Origin of the sequence: Aminobacter sp. MSH1 (assembly GCF_003071665.1) — a bacterium.
In the GTDB taxonomy this organism is placed as follows: domain Bacteria; phylum Pseudomonadota; class Alphaproteobacteria; order Rhizobiales; family Rhizobiaceae; genus Aminobacter; species Aminobacter niigataensis.
Genome location: NZ_CP026265.1, coordinates 2,215,467 through 2,232,241, shown reverse-complemented (window position 1 = coordinate 2,232,241; position 16,775 = coordinate 2,215,467). Strand labels below are relative to the sequence as shown.

Annotated in this window: 15 protein-coding genes; all 15 read left to right on the top strand. The window is 64.4% G+C overall.

Annotation, left to right across the window (positions count from 1 at the left end; all coding sequences use genetic code 11):
* The first annotated feature begins 4 nt into the window (after positions 1 to 4).
* The 15 genes from CO731_RS11050 to CO731_RS10980 all read left to right on the top strand — a co-directional run bounded on the left by CO731_RS11050 (position 5) and on the right by CO731_RS10980 (position 16,747).
* The gene (locus tag CO731_RS11050) at positions 5 to 508 is read left to right on the top strand and encodes a flagellar basal body-associated FliL family protein (protein ID WP_108607142.1); all 504 of its coding nucleotides are present in this window, start codon (positions 5 to 7) and stop codon (positions 506 to 508) included.
* Positions 505 to 1,236, top strand: coding sequence for a flagellar type III secretion system pore protein FliP (gene fliP / locus CO731_RS11045; RefSeq protein ID WP_108607141.1), 732 nt, complete (start codon positions 505 to 507; stop codon positions 1,234 to 1,236). Before CO731_RS11050 ends, fliP begins: the two co-directional genes overlap by 4 nt.
* Before the next feature lie 283 nt (positions 1,237 to 1,519).
* Entirely contained in the window at positions 1,520 to 2,506 is a 987-nt protein-coding gene (locus CO731_RS11040; RefSeq protein ID WP_108607140.1) for a flagellin, read from the top strand.
* Between the two features lie 265 nt (positions 2,507 to 2,771).
* Positions 2,772 to 3,773 carry a flagellin gene (locus tag CO731_RS11035; RefSeq protein ID WP_108607139.1) on the top strand — a complete coding sequence of 334 codons (1,002 nt, stop codon included), beginning with the start codon at positions 2,772 to 2,774 and terminating at the stop codon, positions 3,771 to 3,773.
* A gap of 274 nt (positions 3,774 to 4,047) precedes the next feature.
* Positions 4,048 to 5,052, top strand: a complete 1,005-nt coding sequence (locus CO731_RS11030) for a flagellin (RefSeq protein WP_108607138.1) — start codon at positions 4,048 to 4,050, stop codon at positions 5,050 to 5,052.
* Between the two features lie 310 nt (positions 5,053 to 5,362).
* Positions 5,363 to 6,469, top strand: coding sequence for a flagellin (locus tag CO731_RS11025; protein WP_108607137.1), 1,107 nt, complete (start codon positions 5,363 to 5,365; stop codon positions 6,467 to 6,469).
* A 271-nt stretch (positions 6,470 to 6,740) separates the two neighbouring features.
* Positions 6,741 to 7,658 carry a flagellin gene (locus tag CO731_RS11020; RefSeq protein WP_108607136.1) on the top strand — a complete coding sequence of 306 codons (918 nt, stop codon included), beginning with the start codon at positions 6,741 to 6,743 and terminating at the stop codon, positions 7,656 to 7,658.
* Between the two features lie 255 nt (positions 7,659 to 7,913).
* On the top strand, positions 7,914 to 8,978 hold the full coding sequence (locus CO731_RS11015) for a flagellin (RefSeq protein WP_108607135.1): 1,065 nt from the start codon (positions 7,914 to 7,916) through the stop codon (positions 8,976 to 8,978).
* A gap of 121 nt (positions 8,979 to 9,099) precedes the next feature.
* Positions 9,100 to 10,737: a flagellar basal-body MS-ring/collar protein FliF gene (gene fliF, locus CO731_RS11010; RefSeq protein ID WP_108607134.1), complete on the top strand. Its 1,638-nt coding sequence runs from the start codon at positions 9,100 to 9,102 to the stop codon at positions 10,735 to 10,737.
* Positions 10,737 to 11,357: a hypothetical protein gene (locus CO731_RS11005; RefSeq protein WP_108607133.1), complete on the top strand. Its 621-nt coding sequence runs from the start codon at positions 10,737 to 10,739 to the stop codon at positions 11,355 to 11,357. Before fliF ends, CO731_RS11005 begins: the two co-directional genes overlap by 1 nt.
* Positions 11,354 to 12,670, top strand: a complete 1,317-nt coding sequence (locus CO731_RS11000) for a MotB family protein (RefSeq protein ID WP_108607132.1) — start codon at positions 11,354 to 11,356, stop codon at positions 12,668 to 12,670. The genes CO731_RS11005 and CO731_RS11000 overlap by 4 nt, the downstream gene beginning before the upstream one ends.
* Positions 12,667 to 14,034: a chemotaxis protein MotC gene (locus CO731_RS10995; protein ID WP_108607131.1), complete on the top strand. Its 1,368-nt coding sequence runs from the start codon at positions 12,667 to 12,669 to the stop codon at positions 14,032 to 14,034. Before CO731_RS11000 ends, CO731_RS10995 begins: the two co-directional genes overlap by 4 nt.
* Positions 14,031 to 15,344: a flagellar hook-length control protein FliK gene (locus CO731_RS10990; protein WP_108607130.1), complete on the top strand. Its 1,314-nt coding sequence runs from the start codon at positions 14,031 to 14,033 to the stop codon at positions 15,342 to 15,344. Before CO731_RS10995 ends, CO731_RS10990 begins: the two co-directional genes overlap by 4 nt.
* Complete coding sequence (locus CO731_RS10985) at positions 15,286 to 15,864, top strand: transglycosylase SLT domain-containing protein (RefSeq protein ID WP_108607129.1); 579 nt, start codon at positions 15,286 to 15,288, stop codon at positions 15,862 to 15,864. Before CO731_RS10990 ends, CO731_RS10985 begins: the two co-directional genes overlap by 59 nt.
* Before the next feature lie 214 nt (positions 15,865 to 16,078).
* Entirely contained in the window at positions 16,079 to 16,747 is a 669-nt protein-coding gene (locus tag CO731_RS10980; protein ID WP_108607128.1) for a response regulator transcription factor, read from the top strand.
* Positions 16,748 to 16,775: the final 28 nt, after the last annotated feature.

Sequence of the window (16,775 nt, the reverse complement as noted above, 5' to 3'; positions counted from 1 at the left end):
GGTCATGTCAGCGATCGAACAGACCCCCGCCCAGAAATCCGGCCCCTCGCTCGTCGTCCAGGTCGGCATCCTGCTGCTGATGACCGCTGCGGCCATCGGCATGGGCTGGCTCTCCGGCGGCTATCTCTACGGCGAAGCCAAGCCGGTCGAGCAGGCCGCAGCCGAACAAGCCAAGCCCCACGCCGCGAAAGAGGGCAGCACCGACAACGGCGCGACCGAAGGCGCAGGCACCCTGGTGCAACTGCCCGCCATCACCTCCAACCTCGCCGCCCCCGACAGCATGTGGGTGCGCCTCGAGCTTTCCCTGGTGCTCGACGCACCGCAACCGCCGGACCTCGCCGAGCGCGTCCACCAGGACCTGCTCGCCTTCGTGCGCACGCTCCGGATCCATCAGGTCCAGGGCGCCAGCGCCTTGCGCCACCTCAAGACCGACCTCGACGAACGCGCCGCGATCCGCAGCGACGGCCACGTCAAGGAAGTGCTGATCAGAACGTTGCTGTTCGAATGAAAAAACTCCTGGCCACCGCAGCCATCCTTGCCGGCACCGCCCTGCCCGCGAGCGCGCAGCAGCTCGACCTCGGCGCCATCGGCAATGCCGACGGCGCCACCATCGGCTACATCATCCAGATGTTCGGCCTGCTCACCGTGCTTTCGGTGGCGCCGGGCTTGCTGATCATGGTCACGAGCTTCACCCGCTTCGTCATCGCCTTCTCGATCCTGCGCACCGGCATCGGCCTGCAGTCGACGCCGGCCAACCTGATCCTGATTTCGCTGTCGCTGTTCATGACCTTCTACGTCATGTCGCCGACATTCGACCAGGCCTGGAACAACGGCGTCAAGCCGCTGATGGACAACCAGATCACCCAGACCGAAGCCGTCGACCGCATCTCCGATCCGTTCCGCACCTTCATGATGCACAACGTCCGCGACAAGGACTTCAACCTGTTCGCCGACCTCGCCCGCGAGCGCGGCCAGACGGTATCGGAAGACAAGGTCGACCTGCGCATCCTGGTTCCGGCCTTCATGATCTCCGAGATCCGGCGCGGCTTCGAGATCGGCTTCCTGATCGTGCTGCCCTTCCTCGTCATCGACCTGATCGTCGCAACCATCACCATGGCCATGGGCATGATGATGCTGCCGCCAACCGTGGTCTCGCTGCCGTTCAAGATATTGTTCTTCGTCCTGATCGACGGCTGGAACCTGCTCGTCGGCAGTCTGGTCAGATCGTTTACGTAGACCACCGCGCGTCTGAAGGACGCGCTCTGCCCTCGCCGGAACCGTCAGGAGACAACGCCCGCCTTCGCAGCGGGCGTTTTCGTTTCCGCGCAAATATCAACAATTTTAGCGGGTTAACGCGCATTAACCATAACATTTAGACGTTTGGTAGTAAGTATCGGCCAGATTGCCCGGCATGGTGGATGACCCTCCTTGAAGCGGTCATTGGCATGATGCCTCTCCGCCATACCGGCCGATCCGGTATGTCCCTGTACCTTGCGCATATTTTAGGGGCGTATTTCCCATGTCCAGCATCAACACCAATGCGTCGGCAATGACGGCGCTGCAGACCCTCGCAGCCACCAACAAGGCGCTCAACACCACCCAGGGCCGCATCGCCACGGGTCTCCGCGTCGCTGAAGCTTCCGACAATGCCGCTTACTGGTCGATCGCCACCACCATGCGTTCGGACAACAAGGCACTCTCGACGGTCCAGGATTCGCTCGGTCTCGGCGCTTCGAAGGTCGACACCGCCTACACCGGCATGAACAAGGCCATCGACACCCTCAACGAGATCAAGGTCAAGATCGTTGCCGCCAGCGGCGCCTCGGACGCCGACAAGGCCAAGATCGACACCGAAATCAAGGCCCTGCAGAAGCAGCTGAAGGCCTATGCCGACGGCGCGACCTTCTCCGGCGCCAACATGCTTTCGGTCAGCAGCGGCGCCGCCGTGGCTGCCGACGTCAAGGTCGTCTCGGCCTTCACCCGCGATGCGTCCGGCACGGCTTCGATCTCGACCATCGACATCAACGTTGAGGGCATCAAGCTCTACGAAGCCGGCGCAGGCGTCGCCACCACCGGCAAGGGTATTCTCGACTCCAACCGCACCGCCGCTGGCGTTGAAGGTGCTGCAGCCGCTCCGACGCTTGGTGCCGCTGCCGTTGCCGCCGACACCTACACGGTCGCCACCATGCAGCTGACCAACGGTACGCTGTTTGCCAGCGACACGCAGATCGGCGCCATGCTCGGCGTCGTCGAAAGCGCGCTCAAGGACATGAACACGGCTGCCACCAACCTCGGCGCCGCCAAGAACCGCATCGAACTGCAGAAGGCCTTCACCTCGAGCCTGATGGACTCCATCGATCGCGGTGTCGGCCAGCTCGTCGACGCCGACATGAACAAGGAATCGACCCGCCTGCAGGCCATCCAGGTCCAGCAGCAGCTCGGCATCCAGGCTCTGTCGATCGCCAACGGCAACTCGCAGTCGATCCTGTCGCTGTTCCGCGGCTAACGCCGAACCGCTCAGGCAACAAACGTCTAGGATCGGGCCGCATCGCAAGATGCGGCCCGATTGTTTTTGCGGACCAAAAGTAAGCAATTACAATAAGTTAATTAAAATTAACTACAATTGTTAGCAATTTGGTAGCCACGCCTAAGCTACATCTGCTGCATGGCGGATGACTTGCTTGAAGCGGTCATGGGCATGATGCCTCTCCGCCATACCGGCCGATCCGGTATGTCCCTGTATTTTGCATTTTCCTAGGGGCGTTATTCCCATGTCCAGCATCAACACCAATGCGTCGGCAATGACCGCGCTGCAGACCCTCGCCGCCACCAACAAGGCGCTCAACACCACCCAGGGCCGCATCGCCACCGGCCTCCGCGTCGCCGAAGCTTCCGACAATGCCGCCTATTGGTCGATCGCCACCACCATGCGTTCGGACAACAAGGCGCTGTCCACGGTCCAGGATTCCCTCGGTCTCGGCGCTTCGAAGGTCGACACCGCCTACACCGGCATGAACAAGACCATCGACACCCTCAACGAAATCAAGGTCAAGCTCGTTGCCGCCACCGGCGCTTCGGCTGCCGACAAGGCCAAGATCGACACCGAGGTCAAGGCGCTGCAGAAGCAGCTGAAGGCCTATGCCGACGGCGCGACCTTCTCCGGCGCCAACATGCTTTCGGTCAACAGCGGCGCCACCGCCACCACTGCGGCCGACATCAAGGTCGTCTCGGCCTTCACCCGCGATGCGACCGGCACGGCTGCGATCTCGACCATCGACGTCACCGTCGAGAACATCAAGCTTTACGAAGCCGGCACCGCTGCCGGCGTCAACAAGGGCATCCTCGACTCCAACCGCGTTGTCAGCGTTGCAGGCGCTGTCTCCGAGGTTGCTGCGGTTGATGCCGTGGTGCTCGGCACCTTCAGCCAGACCGACACCTTCACGGTGGCGTCAATGCAGCTGACCGACGGCACCGACTACGCCAACGACGCGCAGATCGGCCAGATGCTCAGCGTTGTCGAAAGCGCGCTCAAGGACATGAACACGGCTGCCACCAATCTCGGCGCCGCCAAGAACCGCATCGAGTTGCAGAAGGCCTTCACCTCGAGCCTGATGGACTCCATCGATCGCGGCGTTGGTCAGCTCGTCGACGCCGACATGAACAAGGAATCGACCCGCCTGCAGGCCATCCAGGTCCAGCAGCAGCTCGGTATCCAGGCCCTGTCGATCGCCAACGGCAACTCGCAGTCGATCCTGTCGCTGTTCCGCGGCTAACACCGAACCGTTCCAGGCAACAGACATCTCGGATCGGGCCGCATCGCAAGATGCGGCCCGATTTGCTTTTGCACAGCCTATTTTGTGGCGAATCCGGCCAAAGCGGCACCCCGGCCGGGGGTTAACCATGCCGCTTAGAGCTTTGGTAGCGAGTCTCCGACAGGTTACCCGGCATGGCGGGTGATCGTTTCGATCATGGGCATGATGCCGCTCCGCCATACCGGCCAACCCGGTATGTCCCTGTATTTTGCATTTCCTAGGGGCGTTATTTCCCATGTCCAGTATCAATACCAACGCGTCGGCAATGACGGCGCTCCAGACCCTCGCCGCCACGAACAAGGCGCTCAACACCACCCAAGGGCGCATCGCCACGGGGCTTCGCGTCGCCGAAGCCTCCGACAATGCCGCCTACTGGTCGATCGCAACCACCATGCGTTCCGACAACAAGGCTCTGTCGACGGTCCAGGATTCGCTCGGTCTCGGCGCGTCGAAGGTCGACACCGCCTATACCGGCATGAACAAGTCGATCGAGACCCTCAACGAGATCAAGGTCAAGCTCGTCGCCGCCACCGGCGCTTCGGCTGCCGACAAGGCCAAGATCGACACCGAGGTCAAGGCGCTGCAGAAGCAGCTGAAGGCCTATGCCGACGGCGCCACCTTCTCCGGCACCAACATGCTCTCGGTCGATTCCTCGGCCGCGGCAACGGTCGGCACCGCCGCACCGGTCAAGATCGTCTCGGCCTTCAACCGCAGCGCAGCCGGCACGGCCTCGATCTCGACCATCGACGTCGACGTCAACGCCCTCAAGCTCTATGACGCTGCCGGCGCCGCCGACAATGCCCATGCCGGCCTGCTCGACGCCCAGCGCACCAGCGATGGCGTGCGTGTCGCCGATGCCGACATCCAGGCACCGACCCTCGGCGTCGCCTCGGCTGCTGGCGACACCTACAGCGTCGCCACCATGGCCCTCGTCAGCGGTGCCACGGCGGCGAGCGACACCCAGATCGGCGACATGCTCGGCGTCGTCGAAGCGGCTCTCAAGGACATGAACACGGCCGCCACCAACCTCGGCGCCGCCAAGAACCGCATCGAACTGCAGAAGACCTTCACCTCGAGCCTGATGGACTCCATCGATCGCGGTGTCGGCCAGCTCGTCGACGCCGACATGAACAAGGAATCGACCCGCCTGCAGGCCATCCAGGTCCAGCAGCAGCTCGGCATCCAGGCTCTGTCGATCGCCAACGGCAACTCGCAGACCATCCTGTCGCTGTTCCGCTGACCTGACCGTCTCTTTCGATTGATCAGAAGATCGGGCCGCATCCCTGGATGCGGCCCGATTGCTTTTGGCAGGTCAGGACTCCTGCAACGGAAGACTGAGACCAAACTGCGCCTTCGGAAGTATCCAAAGTATATAATCTAAAAACACTTCGCTAATCTATCGAATATACACAGTTTGGTAGGGATTATCTGGGAACACTCCTGTCCATGGCGGGTGATCTTTTCGATCATGGGCATGATGCCGCTCCGCCATACCGGCCAACCCGGTATGTCCCTGTACTTTTTGCATTTTCCTAGGGGCGTATTTTCCCATGTCCAGCATCAACACCAACGCGTCGGCAATGACGGCGCTGCAGACCCTCGCAGCCACCAACAAGGCGCTCAACACCACCCAGGGCCGCATTGCCACCGGCCTGCGTGTCTCCGAAGCTTCCGACAACGCCGCCTACTGGTCGATCGCGACCACCATGCGTTCGGACAACAAGGCGCTGTCGACGGTCCAGGACTCGCTTGGCCTCGGCGCATCCAAGGTCGACACCGCCTACACCGCGATGAACAAGTCGATCGACACCCTTAACGAGATCAAGGTCAAGATCGTCGCCGCCACCGGTGCCTCGGCTGCCGACAAGGCCAAGATCGACACCGATATCAAGGCGCTGCAGAAGCAGCTGAAGGCCTATGCCGACGGCGCCACCTTCTCAGGCGCAAACTTTCTGTCCGTGTCTTCGGACAAGACCGCGGCGGGCGCAGCAGCCGCCGCTGCCGGCACCGCGGTTCAGGCCGATGCGAAGATCGTCTCGGCCTTCAATCGCAACGCGGCCGGCACGGCTTCGATCTCGACCATCGACATCAAGGTCGAGAACATCAAGCTGTTCGACACCAACGCCGCAAACCCGACCTACATCAAGAATGCCGGCATCCTCGACCGCCAGACCGCAATCTGGGATTCGGCCGCCGCGCAGGCGGCCTATGACAAGGCCTATGCCGCCTCGGTCGCCGGCGGCGGCGCCGATACGGCCGCGCACACGGCCGGCGCGGCTGCCGCCGTGCTGCCCGCATCGGGCGGCGTCGTCGGTGCGACGTCGACCGCAGGCGTTTCGGTGTTCAATTTCAACATCACCACTGTCGGCGACCAGTTCTTTGCCGGCCTGCTCGGCAAGGTAGAAACCGCGCTCAAGCAGATGAACACGGCTGCCACCGATCTCGGCGCCGCCAAGAACCGCATCGAACTGCAGAAGACCTTCACCTCGAGCCTGATGGACTCCATCGATCGTGGTGTCGGCCAGCTCGTCGATGCCGACATGAACAAGGAATCAACCCGCCTGCAGGCCATCCAGGTCCAGCAGCAGCTCGGCATCCAGGCCCTGTCGATCGCCAACAGCAACTCGCAGTCGATCCTGTCGCTGTTCCGCGGCTAGCACCGAACCGTTCCAGGCAACAAGCTTATGGCATCGGGCCGCATCGCAAGATGCGGCCCGACTGCTTTTTGGACAGTCTATTTGTGGAAAATCCAAGCAAAGCGGCACCCCGGCCGGGGTTAACCATGCCGCTTAGAGCTTTGGTAGCGAGTCTCCTACAGTTTACCGGGCATGGCGGGTGACCTTCGGGTCATGGGCATGATGCCTCTCCGTCATACCGGCCGATCCGGTATGTCCCTGTATTTTGCATTTTCCTAGGGGCGTTATTCCCATGTCCAGCATCAATACCAACGCGTCGGCAATGACCGCGCTGCAGACCCTCGCCGCCACCAACAAGGCACTCCAGACCACCCAGGGCCGCATCGCCACGGGTCTCCGCGTCGCCGAAGCCTCCGACAACGCTGCCTACTGGTCGATCGCCACCACCATGCGTTCGGACAACAAGGCACTCTCGACGGTCCAGGACTCGCTCGGTCTCGGCGCTTCGAAGGTCGACACCGCCTACACCGGCATGAACAAGGCCATCGACACTCTCAACGAGATCAAGGTCAAGCTCGTCGCCGCCAACGGCGCTTCGGGTGCCGACAAGGAAAAGATCAACACCGAGATCCAGGCGCTGCAGAGCCAGCTGAAGGCCTATGCCGACGGCGCGACCTTCTCCGGCACCAACATGCTCTCGACCAACGGTGCCGCCGCCGCTGCCGACGTCAAGATCGTCTCGGCCTTCAACCGCGACGCATCGGGCGCTGCCTCGATCTCGACCATCGACGTCAAGGTCGAGAACATCAAGCTGTTCGAAGCCGGCGCTGCTCCGAAGGGCATCCTCGACAAGACCCGTACCGCCACCGGCGCCGCCGGCGCCGGCACGGCCGTTTCCGGCATTGCTCTGACCGCTGCCACCACCGACACTGAGGTCGGTGAACACCTGCAGCGCGTCGAAGCGGCGCTCAAGGAAATGAACACGGCCGCCACCGACCTCGGCGCTGCCAAGAACCGCATCGAACTGCAAAAGACCTTCACCTCGAGCCTGATGGACTCCATCGATCGCGGCGTCGGCCAGCTCGTCGATGCCGACATGAACAAGGAATCGACCCGCCTGCAGGCCATCCAGGTCCAGCAGCAGCTCGGCATCCAGGCTCTGTCGATCGCCAACGGCAACTCGCAGACCATCCTGTCGCTGTTCCGCTGACACGATCGTCTCTAACGATCTGAAGATCGGGCCGCACCCCTGGATGCGGCCCGATTTGCTTTTGTCCCCTGCCTAAGGCCGCCGCCCCACGACGCTAGCCCCGCGCAAGCTCCCCCCGAGATAAGTTCCGCCGCGTCATCGGCCGCGCGTGGGCATGCCACCCTTAATCGCTCGTTAACCATGAAACGGTAGTTATGGTTAACCAATTGCTAGGGCGGTCCTGCGCAGCGCGCGGATTTCAGAGGGGGTATTTCGATGTCCAGTATCATGACCAACGCTTCGGCCCTGACCGCGCTTCAGAGCCTCAACGCCACAAACAAGGCGCTCCAGACCACGCAAGCCCGCATCTCGACCGGCTACCGGGTCGCTGAAGCGATGGACAACGCCGCCTACTGGTCGATCGCCACCACCATGCGCTCCGACAACCAGGCGCTCTCCACCGTGCAGGATGCGCTCGGTCTCGGCGCCTCCAAGGTCGACACCGCCTATACCGGCATGAACAAGGTTCTGGAGACCGTCGACCAGATCAAGATCAAGCTCGTCGCCGCCTACAGCGCCAGCGATTCCGACAAGGCCAAGATCCAGACCGAAATCGAGGCCCTCCAGGGCCAGATGAAGTCCTATGCGGATGCCGCCACCTTCTCCGGCACCAACATCCTGTCGGTGACCTCGAAGCAGATTGCCGCCGCCAACGACGGTGTGCAGCCCGACGCCAAGATCGTGTCCGCCTTCAACCGTGGCGCCGACGGCAAGGTCACGCTCGGCACCATCGATGTCGATGTCGAAGGCGTCAAGCTGTTCGATTCCGGCCTCGCAGCCGAGGTCAAGAATTCCGGCCACCTCGACCGCAAGACCTCCGTCTATGCTACCGCCGCGGCGCAGACCCAGTACGACACGGCCTATGCCGCTTCGCTTGCCGGCGGCGGCACCGACATCGCGGCGCACACCGCAGGCCTGGCCGCAGCCGGCGCGACGACAAGGGTCGACAACGTGTCGGTCCATAATCTCGACATCATGGCGACGGGCGTGACCAACGACATCATCAACCAGATGATCTCCAAGGTCGACGAAGTACTCAAGGATCTGACCGACGTCGCAACCACGCTCGGCGCGGCCAAGAAGCAGATCGACCTGCAGAAAAACTTCACGACCAGCCTGATGGACTCCATCGACCGTGGCGTCGGCCAGCTCGTCGACGCCGACATGAACAAGGAATCGACCCGTCTGCAGGCGCTCCAGGTGCAGCAGCAGCTCGGCATCCAGGCATTGTCGATCGCCAACTCGAACTCGCAGAACATCCTGGCGCTGTTCAAGAGCTGATCGGCATCTGAAACGCCCCTTCTTTTTCAATGGGCCGCGCCTCGTGCGCGGCCCATATCATTTTCGCACAAGCTTCGAGGTCTAGGGTCTCCGCGGAAGATATTGCGGGGAGCCTACGCACGTGCCCGAACAGCTACAGAGCATAGTTGCCAATTTCAGGAGTTTTGGCCCGCGCCGGCTCGCCATACTCGGCGGCATCACGGCGTTGGTCATCGCCGTCGTCGGCGTGGCTTCCGTCTATCTCAACCGCCCGGCCTACGAGACGCTCTATGTCGGGCTGGAACGCTCTGACGTGAACCAGATCGGCATGGTCCTCGGCGAGGCCGGCATCGGCTTCGACGTCGCCTCCGACGGCACGACGGTCCTGGTCCCCGCCGGCAAGACCGCGCAGGCACGCATGCTGCTTGCCGAAAAGGGCCTGCCGACAAGCGCCAACGCCGGTTACGAACTCTTCGACAATGTCGGCTCGCTCGGCCTCACCTCCTTCATGCAGCAGGTCACCCGCGTCCGTGCGCTGGAAGGCGAGATCGCCCGCACCATCCAGTCGATCACGGGCATCAAGGCCGCCCGCGTCCACATCGTCATGTCCGAACGCGCCAACTTCCGCCGCGACGAGCAGAAGCCTTCGGCCTCCGTCGTCATCCGCGCCTCCAGCCTCGATGCCGACAAGAGCGCCATGTCGATCCGGCATCTGGTCGCCGCTGCGGTGCCTGGCCTCGATGCCGAGCGGGTGACCGTGCTTGATTCGAGCGGCAACCTGCTTGCGGCGGGCGACGATCCCAACAATTCGAGTGCCGCCCGCTCCATCGGCGTCGAGCGCACCGTCGAGACCCAGATCGAGGACAACATCCGCCGCGCGCTTGCCGCCTATCTCGGCCCGGACAATTTCCGCGCCAGCGTCAAGGCCGACGTCAACACCGACTCGCGCCAGACCGAAGAGACCATCTTCGATCCCGAGTCGCGCGTCGAACGCTCCGTCCAGGTCGTCCGCGCCAACGAAAACAGCAACCAAAAGCAGTCCGCCACGCCTGCTACCGTCGAGCAGAACCTGCCCGATGCCGAGGCCACCGCGACGGACGGGCCGCAGTCGACTTCGGCCAGCGACCGCAAGGAAGAGATCACCAACTATGAGATGAACTCGAAGCGTATCGCGACCGTCTCGAACGGCTATTCGGTGACCAAGATGTCGATCGCCGTCGTCGTAAACCAGCAGCGCCTCGCTACGATCCTCGGCAAGGACGCCACGCCGGAGGCGATCGCCACCCGCGTCGCCGAGATCCAGAAGATGGTAATCTCGGCCACCGGCTTCGACGAAAAGCGCGGCGACCTGATCAACGTCTCGGCAGTGGAGTTCATCGACGGCCTCGACGGCGAGGAGATCGCCAGCCCCGGCGTCCTCGCTTCGGTTGGCCAGCACGCCGGCACGCTGATCAACGCTGCGGCCTTCATCGTCGTCGTCTTCCTCGTCGCCTTCTTCGGCCTGCGGCCGCTTGCGTCCGCCCTTTCCAAGCCGGTCCCGGCCGCCATCGCCGGGCCCAGCTTCGACGAGGTCCAGCGTTCGCTGCCGACGCCGGATGCCGGTTCCGCCTCCGCCGAAGCGCCTGCGGCCCTGCCCGGCGCGCGTCCCACCGCCATCGACGACCTGCGCAACAAGCTGCGTCCCGCCCCGCAGGACCGCCTCGCCCGCATGGTCGACATCAATGAAGAGCGCACCGCACTGATCCTGCGCAAATGGGCTGCCCAGGAAGTCGCCGCCTGATGTCGATTGCCGCACTTTTCGAAAGGCTGACCGACTTCGCGCCGCTGGCCGCAAATGCCTCCGACGTCGAAGCCCCGGCACCGAATTCCTATCCCAAGGCGGTTCCAGATCCGGACATCCCGGCCATCGTCGCGGCAGCAGTCGCCACGGCCGAGGCCGAACTGGCGATACGCCTGGACACCGAGCACCAGGCCGCCCTTGAAGCCGAGCGCCAGCGCCATGCGTCCGAAATCGCCAACCTGGGCGCCCGCTTCGGCACCGACATCGGCGCCGTCATCGGCGCGCGCATCGCCGAGATGGAGACCCGCGTCGTCCATCTCGCCACCGACGCCGCCGCCCGCGTCGTCGCCGGCCTGGTCAGCGACGACATCGCCACCCGCTCGATCGATGCCCTTGCCACCGCGATCCTCTCGGCCACCGCCGACCGCGATGCCGTGCGCATCAAGGTCAGCGGCCCGCAATTCCTGTTCGACGCGCTGGCAACCGCCATCGGCGGCCGTGCCGAAAACATAGACTTCAGCGAGGGGGTCGGCTTCGACCTCAGCGTCTCGATCGATGACAACCTGTTCGAGACCCGCCTCGGCGAGTGGTCGACTGCCCTGACAGAGACCTTGCCATGAGTGTCGCCGACGGCACCGAGCCGCGCCACGAGATCGTCATCGTCCGGCGTGCCCATTCCGATCACGACGAAGGCCACCACGGTGGTGCATGGAAGATCGCCTTCGCCGACTTCATGACGGCGATGATGTGCTTCTTCCTCGTCATGTGGCTCATCAGCGCCGCCAACGAGCAGACCAAGGCTGCGGTGGCGAGTTACTTCAACCCGGTCAAGCTCGTAGACCGCAACGCCAGCCGCAAGGGACTGGAAGAGCTCGGCGACGGCCCCAATTCCGTCGGCCTGACCGCCGAGAGCCCGCAGGAGGCCAGCGGCAAGGCTGGTACCGACGGGCGTGGCAATGCCGGCCCCGCGACCGAACAGAATTCCAGGGATTCCGCACACGTCGTCAAGCGCTCCGACGAACACCTGTTCAACGACCCCTATGCCGTGCTGGCCGAGATTGCCCAGGACACCGGCACCAAGGCCAATGTCTCCGAACGGGGCGAAGGCGGCGCGCAGAATGCCGGTCCGTCCAGCGGCGCCTCCGGCGGCGAAGCCTATCGCGATCCCTTCGCGCCCGATTTCTGGACCGAGCAGGTCGCCACGCCTATCGCCGAGGCAAGCGCCGAGCGCGCGGCCATCGAAGGCGATCCGGCAAAGCCCGGCGACAAGACCGAGCGCTCCGCCACATCCGAGCCGGTGAAAGTGCCGGAGCCCAAGCCTGAGGCCGCCGAGCAGAGTTCGCCGCTCGACATCGCTCCCGGCGCCCTCGCCCGCGACGGCGCCAAGCCGGGCGACGCCCCGAAGGCCGAGACCGCGGAAGCCGAGGCAATGGCCGAAAAGCCGAAGCCCAGCGCCGCACCGAGCGAACACACCATCGGCGAGGCCGACGCCATCCGGCGCGAACTCGCCGAGGCGATCAAGTCGGGCAAGAACCTGCCCGACGGCCTGTCCGTCGTCGCCACCGACAAGGGCGTCGTCATCTCGGTCACCGAGCAGTTCGATTTCGGCATGTTCGAGATCGGCTCCGCCGTGCCGCGCAAGCAGCTGGTGCTGGCCATGGAAAAGATCGCCAGGACCATCGCCGCCCACGAAGGCAACGTCTCGATCAACGGCCACACCGACGCCCGCCCCTTCCGTGGCGGCGGCTACGACAACTGGCGGCTGTCGACCGCGCGCGCCCACTCGGCCTACTACATGCTGGTGCGCGCCGGGCTCGACGAGAAGCGCATCGTCGAGGTCGCCGGCTTCGCCGACCGCAAGCTCAAGGACACGGCGGAGCCGTTCTCGGCCACCAACCGTCGTATCGAAATCCTGCTGGAGCGGGCTGAATGAGGCTCGCGGCGACCCTCTCCGGCGCCGCGTTCGTCGCTTTGCTTGCGGTGACGGCGCCCGAGCACGCGCGCGCCGCCGAGGCGCCGGCGCTCGAGCCCTACCAGATGGTGCGCTGCCTGCAGCTGGTGCAGGACCGCATCGCCGCCGGCGACCAGGCCTCGCTGCCGATGCAGCGCCGCCTGCTCGAAATGACCGACGAGAACATGCGCGCGGCCAGTCCCGACGCATTCAAGGAACCCAAGAATTTTCGCGCCCTGCTGATCTACGCCATGAGCGGCGGCAACCCGCTGACCATCGAGCAGGTCGTCTCGCGCCTCAGCCTCGAAGAGGCCGACCAGGCGCTGGCGCAAGGCATCATCGACTATCTCAGGGGCAAGCCCAAGAGCACCGTCGACGCCCTCGCTTCGGTCGACCCGCTGACGCAGATTTCCGAACTGGGCGCCTTCCTGGCGCTGGTCAAGGGTTCGGTCAGCATTGCCCAGGAGCCCGAACAGGCGATGAAGCTGTTCGACCAGGCCCGGCTGCTCAGCCCCGGCACCCTCGTCGAGGAGGCCGCGCTGCGCCGTTCGGTGGCGCTCGCCCCCCGGCTCGAGGACGGCGCCCGCTTCCTGCGCAGTTCGACCCAGTATGTCCGCTATTATCTGCGCTCGCCCTATGCCAGCCAGTTCGCCGACGCCTTCGTTGCCGGCATCGTCGCGCTGCATGCCTCGATCAGCCTCGATGCCTTGGGCGAGATCACCGCGATGATGGATGCCGAGCAGGAACGGGTCGTCTACCTCCGCGTCGCCCGGCGTGCCGCGATCGACGGGCTTACCGAGCTTTCCGCCTTCGCCGCCGCCAAGGCCGAACGGGGACGCGACGGCCAGCGCAACGATGCCGACCCGCGCACCCAGCTCTATTCCGGGCTGTCGTCTGTCACCTCAGGCTCGGCCGACGACATGCTGGGCAAGCTCAGCGGCATCGATCGCGACAAGCTGTCCAAGGGCGACCGCGCCTTGCTTGATGCCGTCGAAGCCGTCGCTTCCGGACTGACCTCGGCCCTGCCGGCTTCGCCGAACGCCAAGCCGAAGCCTGTCGACATCGAAGACCTGCCGCCGGCGCCGATCGACATCGCCACGCCGGCAGCCGATCCGATGGTTCCCGATGCGGCCGAGACGCCCGCCCCCGAAACACGGCCGGTGACCACGATCCAGGAGCCGGCAGTCGCGGCCGCGCCCAGTCTCAAGCCCAGGATAGTGCCCCTGACGGCGGCGGCGCAGCCGGCTTCCGCCGAAGCCCCGCCTGAAGCGGAAGACCCAAAGATTACCGAAGCGCGCCGTACGCTCGAAGCCATAGACGAACTTCTCGGAGGCTCCCCCAAATGACCGACGCCATCCGCTCGGCTCTGGTAAGCCCGCTCGCATCGCAGTCATCCGCCACCGATCGCAACGCGTTCGCCGGAAACGACGACCAGGCCGATTTCGACCGCGCCCTGGCAGCATCGCAAAAGGGCGACCAGAAGCCCGAAGAAAAGCGCCTCGCCCCCGAGGCACCGCATGAAAAGCACTGGCTCAAGCTGGCCGAACGGCTAGCCGTGCGCAGCCCGCATGTGGCGGAGCCCAGGGACGACACTGTCGACGCCAACCCGGCCGGGCACGGCGAACAGGTCGAACACGCTGAACCGCCACTTGCCGAAGTATCGGCCAAGGAACCTGCCAAGCCCGATGCGTCAGCCGACACGGCTTTGCCGTTGGTGCTTGCGTTGAGCGAATTGCGCAAGGCAGGCAGCCAGGCGGCCAGTGCCGGTCCGGCCGACGCACCCGCCACAGAGGCGGAAGGCGTCCTCGAACAGCCGAACCTCGCCACCGATGCACTGGAGACGGAGCATCCGTCGCGCAGCGCCGGCACCGCGCCTTCCCGGGCAACAGCCTCCGGCACCGCATTGCCGCCCGGCATGACGGCCGCGACCGAAGCACCGACGCGCGCCGAAGCCTCGTCCGCGCCGGCCTCTGCCGTGGGTTCGGCAACCGGCGATGCAGCCACCGAGGCCGACAAGCCGTCGCGCCCGACACCCTCCAGGCAGCCGGAACAGTCCGCCGCGGCCACCCGCGTCAGCGTCATTTCCGAACAAATAATCCCTGCCCCGGTCGCCTCCGGCGCCACCGGCACGGCCGGCGCGCTGGCGATGGAGATTGCCTCCTCGGCACCCCGTCACACCGCCGCCGCGAGCGCTGTCCAGCAGCTCCAGGCCAGCGCCACAAACGCGCCCGCGGCCCAGGTTCTGAAGATCCAGTTGCGCCCCGTCGAATTGGGCATGGTCACGGCGAACCTGCATCTCGTCGGCGAGCAACTTTCGGTTGAGATCGAAGTCGAGAATGCCGAGGCCTATCACCGCCTCTCGGCCGACCGCGAAGCGATCAACACCGCCCTTCGTGGCCTCGGCTTCGACGTCGACCGCGTCACCATCCTGCAGCCTCAGTCGCCCGCGCAGGCGCAGACGCGCAGCGACGGCGGTGGCCTTTCCTCCGGCTCCGGCGGCCGCGAACAGCCGGCTTTCCAGTCGGACGGGATGGGCGGCGAAGGTGGCAATTCAGGGAGTGGACGTCCCGGTGGGAGAGCGGCAAATGAAGAAGCCAATGCACGCAACATCTCGTCGCCTCGCACGGATCGCCCTGGCAGCAGCCGCTATATCTAGTGCCGCGACCGGTCTGGCCGCAGCCGCGGCCAATCCGTGCGAGCCGGAGATCCTGCGCGCCGCCGACCGCTATGGCGTGCCGGTCGGCATCCTTTATGCAGTCGGCCTGACCGAAACCGGCAGGAAGGGCAGTCTTCAGCCCAACGCATTGAATATAGAAGGAAAAGCTGTCTTTCCAAAGAGCGCGGCCGAAGCTCTTGCCGCCTTCGATACAGCCCGCAGCGAAGGCAAGACGCTGATCGACCTCGGCTGCATGCAGATCAACCACCGCTATCACGCTGCCGAGTTCCGCAGCGTGCGCGACATGCTCGATCCGCGCCGCAATGTCGACTATGCCGCGCGTTTCCTGGTCAACCTGCACAGCCGCCACGAGTCCTGGTCCATGGCCGTCGCCCGCTATCACGCCGGCCCCGACAACGACCCCGCGCAGAAGCGTTATGTCTGCCGCGTCATCGCCAACATGGTCGCCACCGGCTTTGGCCGCTGGACCGAAAACGCCAAGGTCTTCTGCAACCCCTAGGCGGTTTTGCGCCACGCTGACCCGGCCACGACCGCGACCTCGACCTTCATCGCCGACCTGAAACCCGGATGCACGCATGTCGTGCAACCGCTTCAACCCATGCGATTCCAGACTCCCTAAAAAATAGCGGCAAGAATTCACGATTGGTCGCCTTGGTCTCGACCCATTACCGATTGGTTAACGGGGCATTTTTTCTGATTCGGAGGCGGGGCCGATGATTGTTGTTGTCGACGAGCGCGAGCTCGTCACTAAAGGCTATAATTCACTTTTCGACCGGGAAGGCGTGGCTTGCGCGGGCTTCCGTTCGGGCGAGTTCGGCGAATGGGTGACCAGCGCTCCCGAAGAGGATCTGCGCTCGGTGCGCGCCTTCCTCATTGGCGACTGCAACGAGGGTTCGATCTCTCCGCGCCAGCTGCGGGACCGCTCCAAGGCGCCCGTGATCGCGCTCAGCGAGCAGAACAATCTCGAGAACACGCTCAAGCTTTTCGAGTCCGGCGTCGACGACGTCATTCGCAAGCCGGTCCACATCCGCGAAATCCTGGCCCGCATCTCGGCGATCCGCCGCCGCGCCCAGGAAGACACCGGCTTCACCCAGATCGGCGCCATGCGCATCTTCATGGATGGCCGCGATCCCGAGATCGACGGCCAGCCGATGCCGCTGCCGCGCCGCGAACGCCGCATCCTCGAATATCTGGCAAGCAACAGCGGCCGCCGCGTCACCAAGACCCAGGTGTTCAACGCCATCTATGGTGTCTTCGACGAAGAAGTCGAAGAAAATGTCGTCGAAAGCCACATCTCCAAGCTACGCAAGAAGCTGCGTGAGCGTCTCGGCCACGATCCGATCGACTCAAAACGCTTCCTTGGCTACCGGCTGGTTGTCTGACCAGCCTCGCGCAAGACATGTTGCGTAG

Bases quoted from the DNA above. Each gene is read 5' to 3' on its own strand.
- fliP (WP_108607141.1), top strand. From the start codon at position 505: ATGAAAAAACTCCTGGCCACCGCAGCCATCCTTGCCGGCACCGCCCTG.
- CO731_RS10980 (WP_108607128.1), top strand. From the start codon at position 16,079: ATGATTGTTGTTGTCGACGAGCGCGAGCTCGTCACTAAAGGCTATAAT.
- CO731_RS11050 (WP_108607142.1), top strand. From the start codon at position 5: ATGTCAGCGATCGAACAGACCCCCGCCCAGAAATCCGGCCCCTCGCTC.
- CO731_RS10990 (WP_108607130.1), top strand. From the start codon at position 14,031: ATGACCGACGCCATCCGCTCGGCTCTGGTAAGCCCGCTCGCATCGCAG.
- CO731_RS11020 (WP_108607136.1), top strand. From the start codon at position 6,741: ATGTCCAGCATCAATACCAACGCGTCGGCAATGACCGCGCTGCAGACC.
- CO731_RS11040 (WP_108607140.1), top strand. From the start codon at position 1,520: ATGTCCAGCATCAACACCAATGCGTCGGCAATGACGGCGCTGCAGACC.
- CO731_RS10985 (WP_108607129.1), top strand. From the start codon at position 15,286: ATGCACGCAACATCTCGTCGCCTCGCACGGATCGCCCTGGCAGCAGCC.
- CO731_RS11005 (WP_108607133.1), top strand. From the start codon at position 10,737: ATGTCGATTGCCGCACTTTTCGAAAGGCTGACCGACTTCGCGCCGCTG.
- CO731_RS11015 (WP_108607135.1), top strand. From the start codon at position 7,914: ATGTCCAGTATCATGACCAACGCTTCGGCCCTGACCGCGCTTCAGAGC.
- CO731_RS11035 (WP_108607139.1), top strand. From the start codon at position 2,772: ATGTCCAGCATCAACACCAATGCGTCGGCAATGACCGCGCTGCAGACC.
- CO731_RS11000 (WP_108607132.1), top strand. From the start codon at position 11,354: ATGAGTGTCGCCGACGGCACCGAGCCGCGCCACGAGATCGTCATCGTC.
- CO731_RS11030 (WP_108607138.1), top strand. From the start codon at position 4,048: ATGTCCAGTATCAATACCAACGCGTCGGCAATGACGGCGCTCCAGACC.
- CO731_RS11025 (WP_108607137.1), top strand. From the start codon at position 5,363: ATGTCCAGCATCAACACCAACGCGTCGGCAATGACGGCGCTGCAGACC.
- CO731_RS10995 (WP_108607131.1), top strand. From the start codon at position 12,667: ATGAGGCTCGCGGCGACCCTCTCCGGCGCCGCGTTCGTCGCTTTGCTT.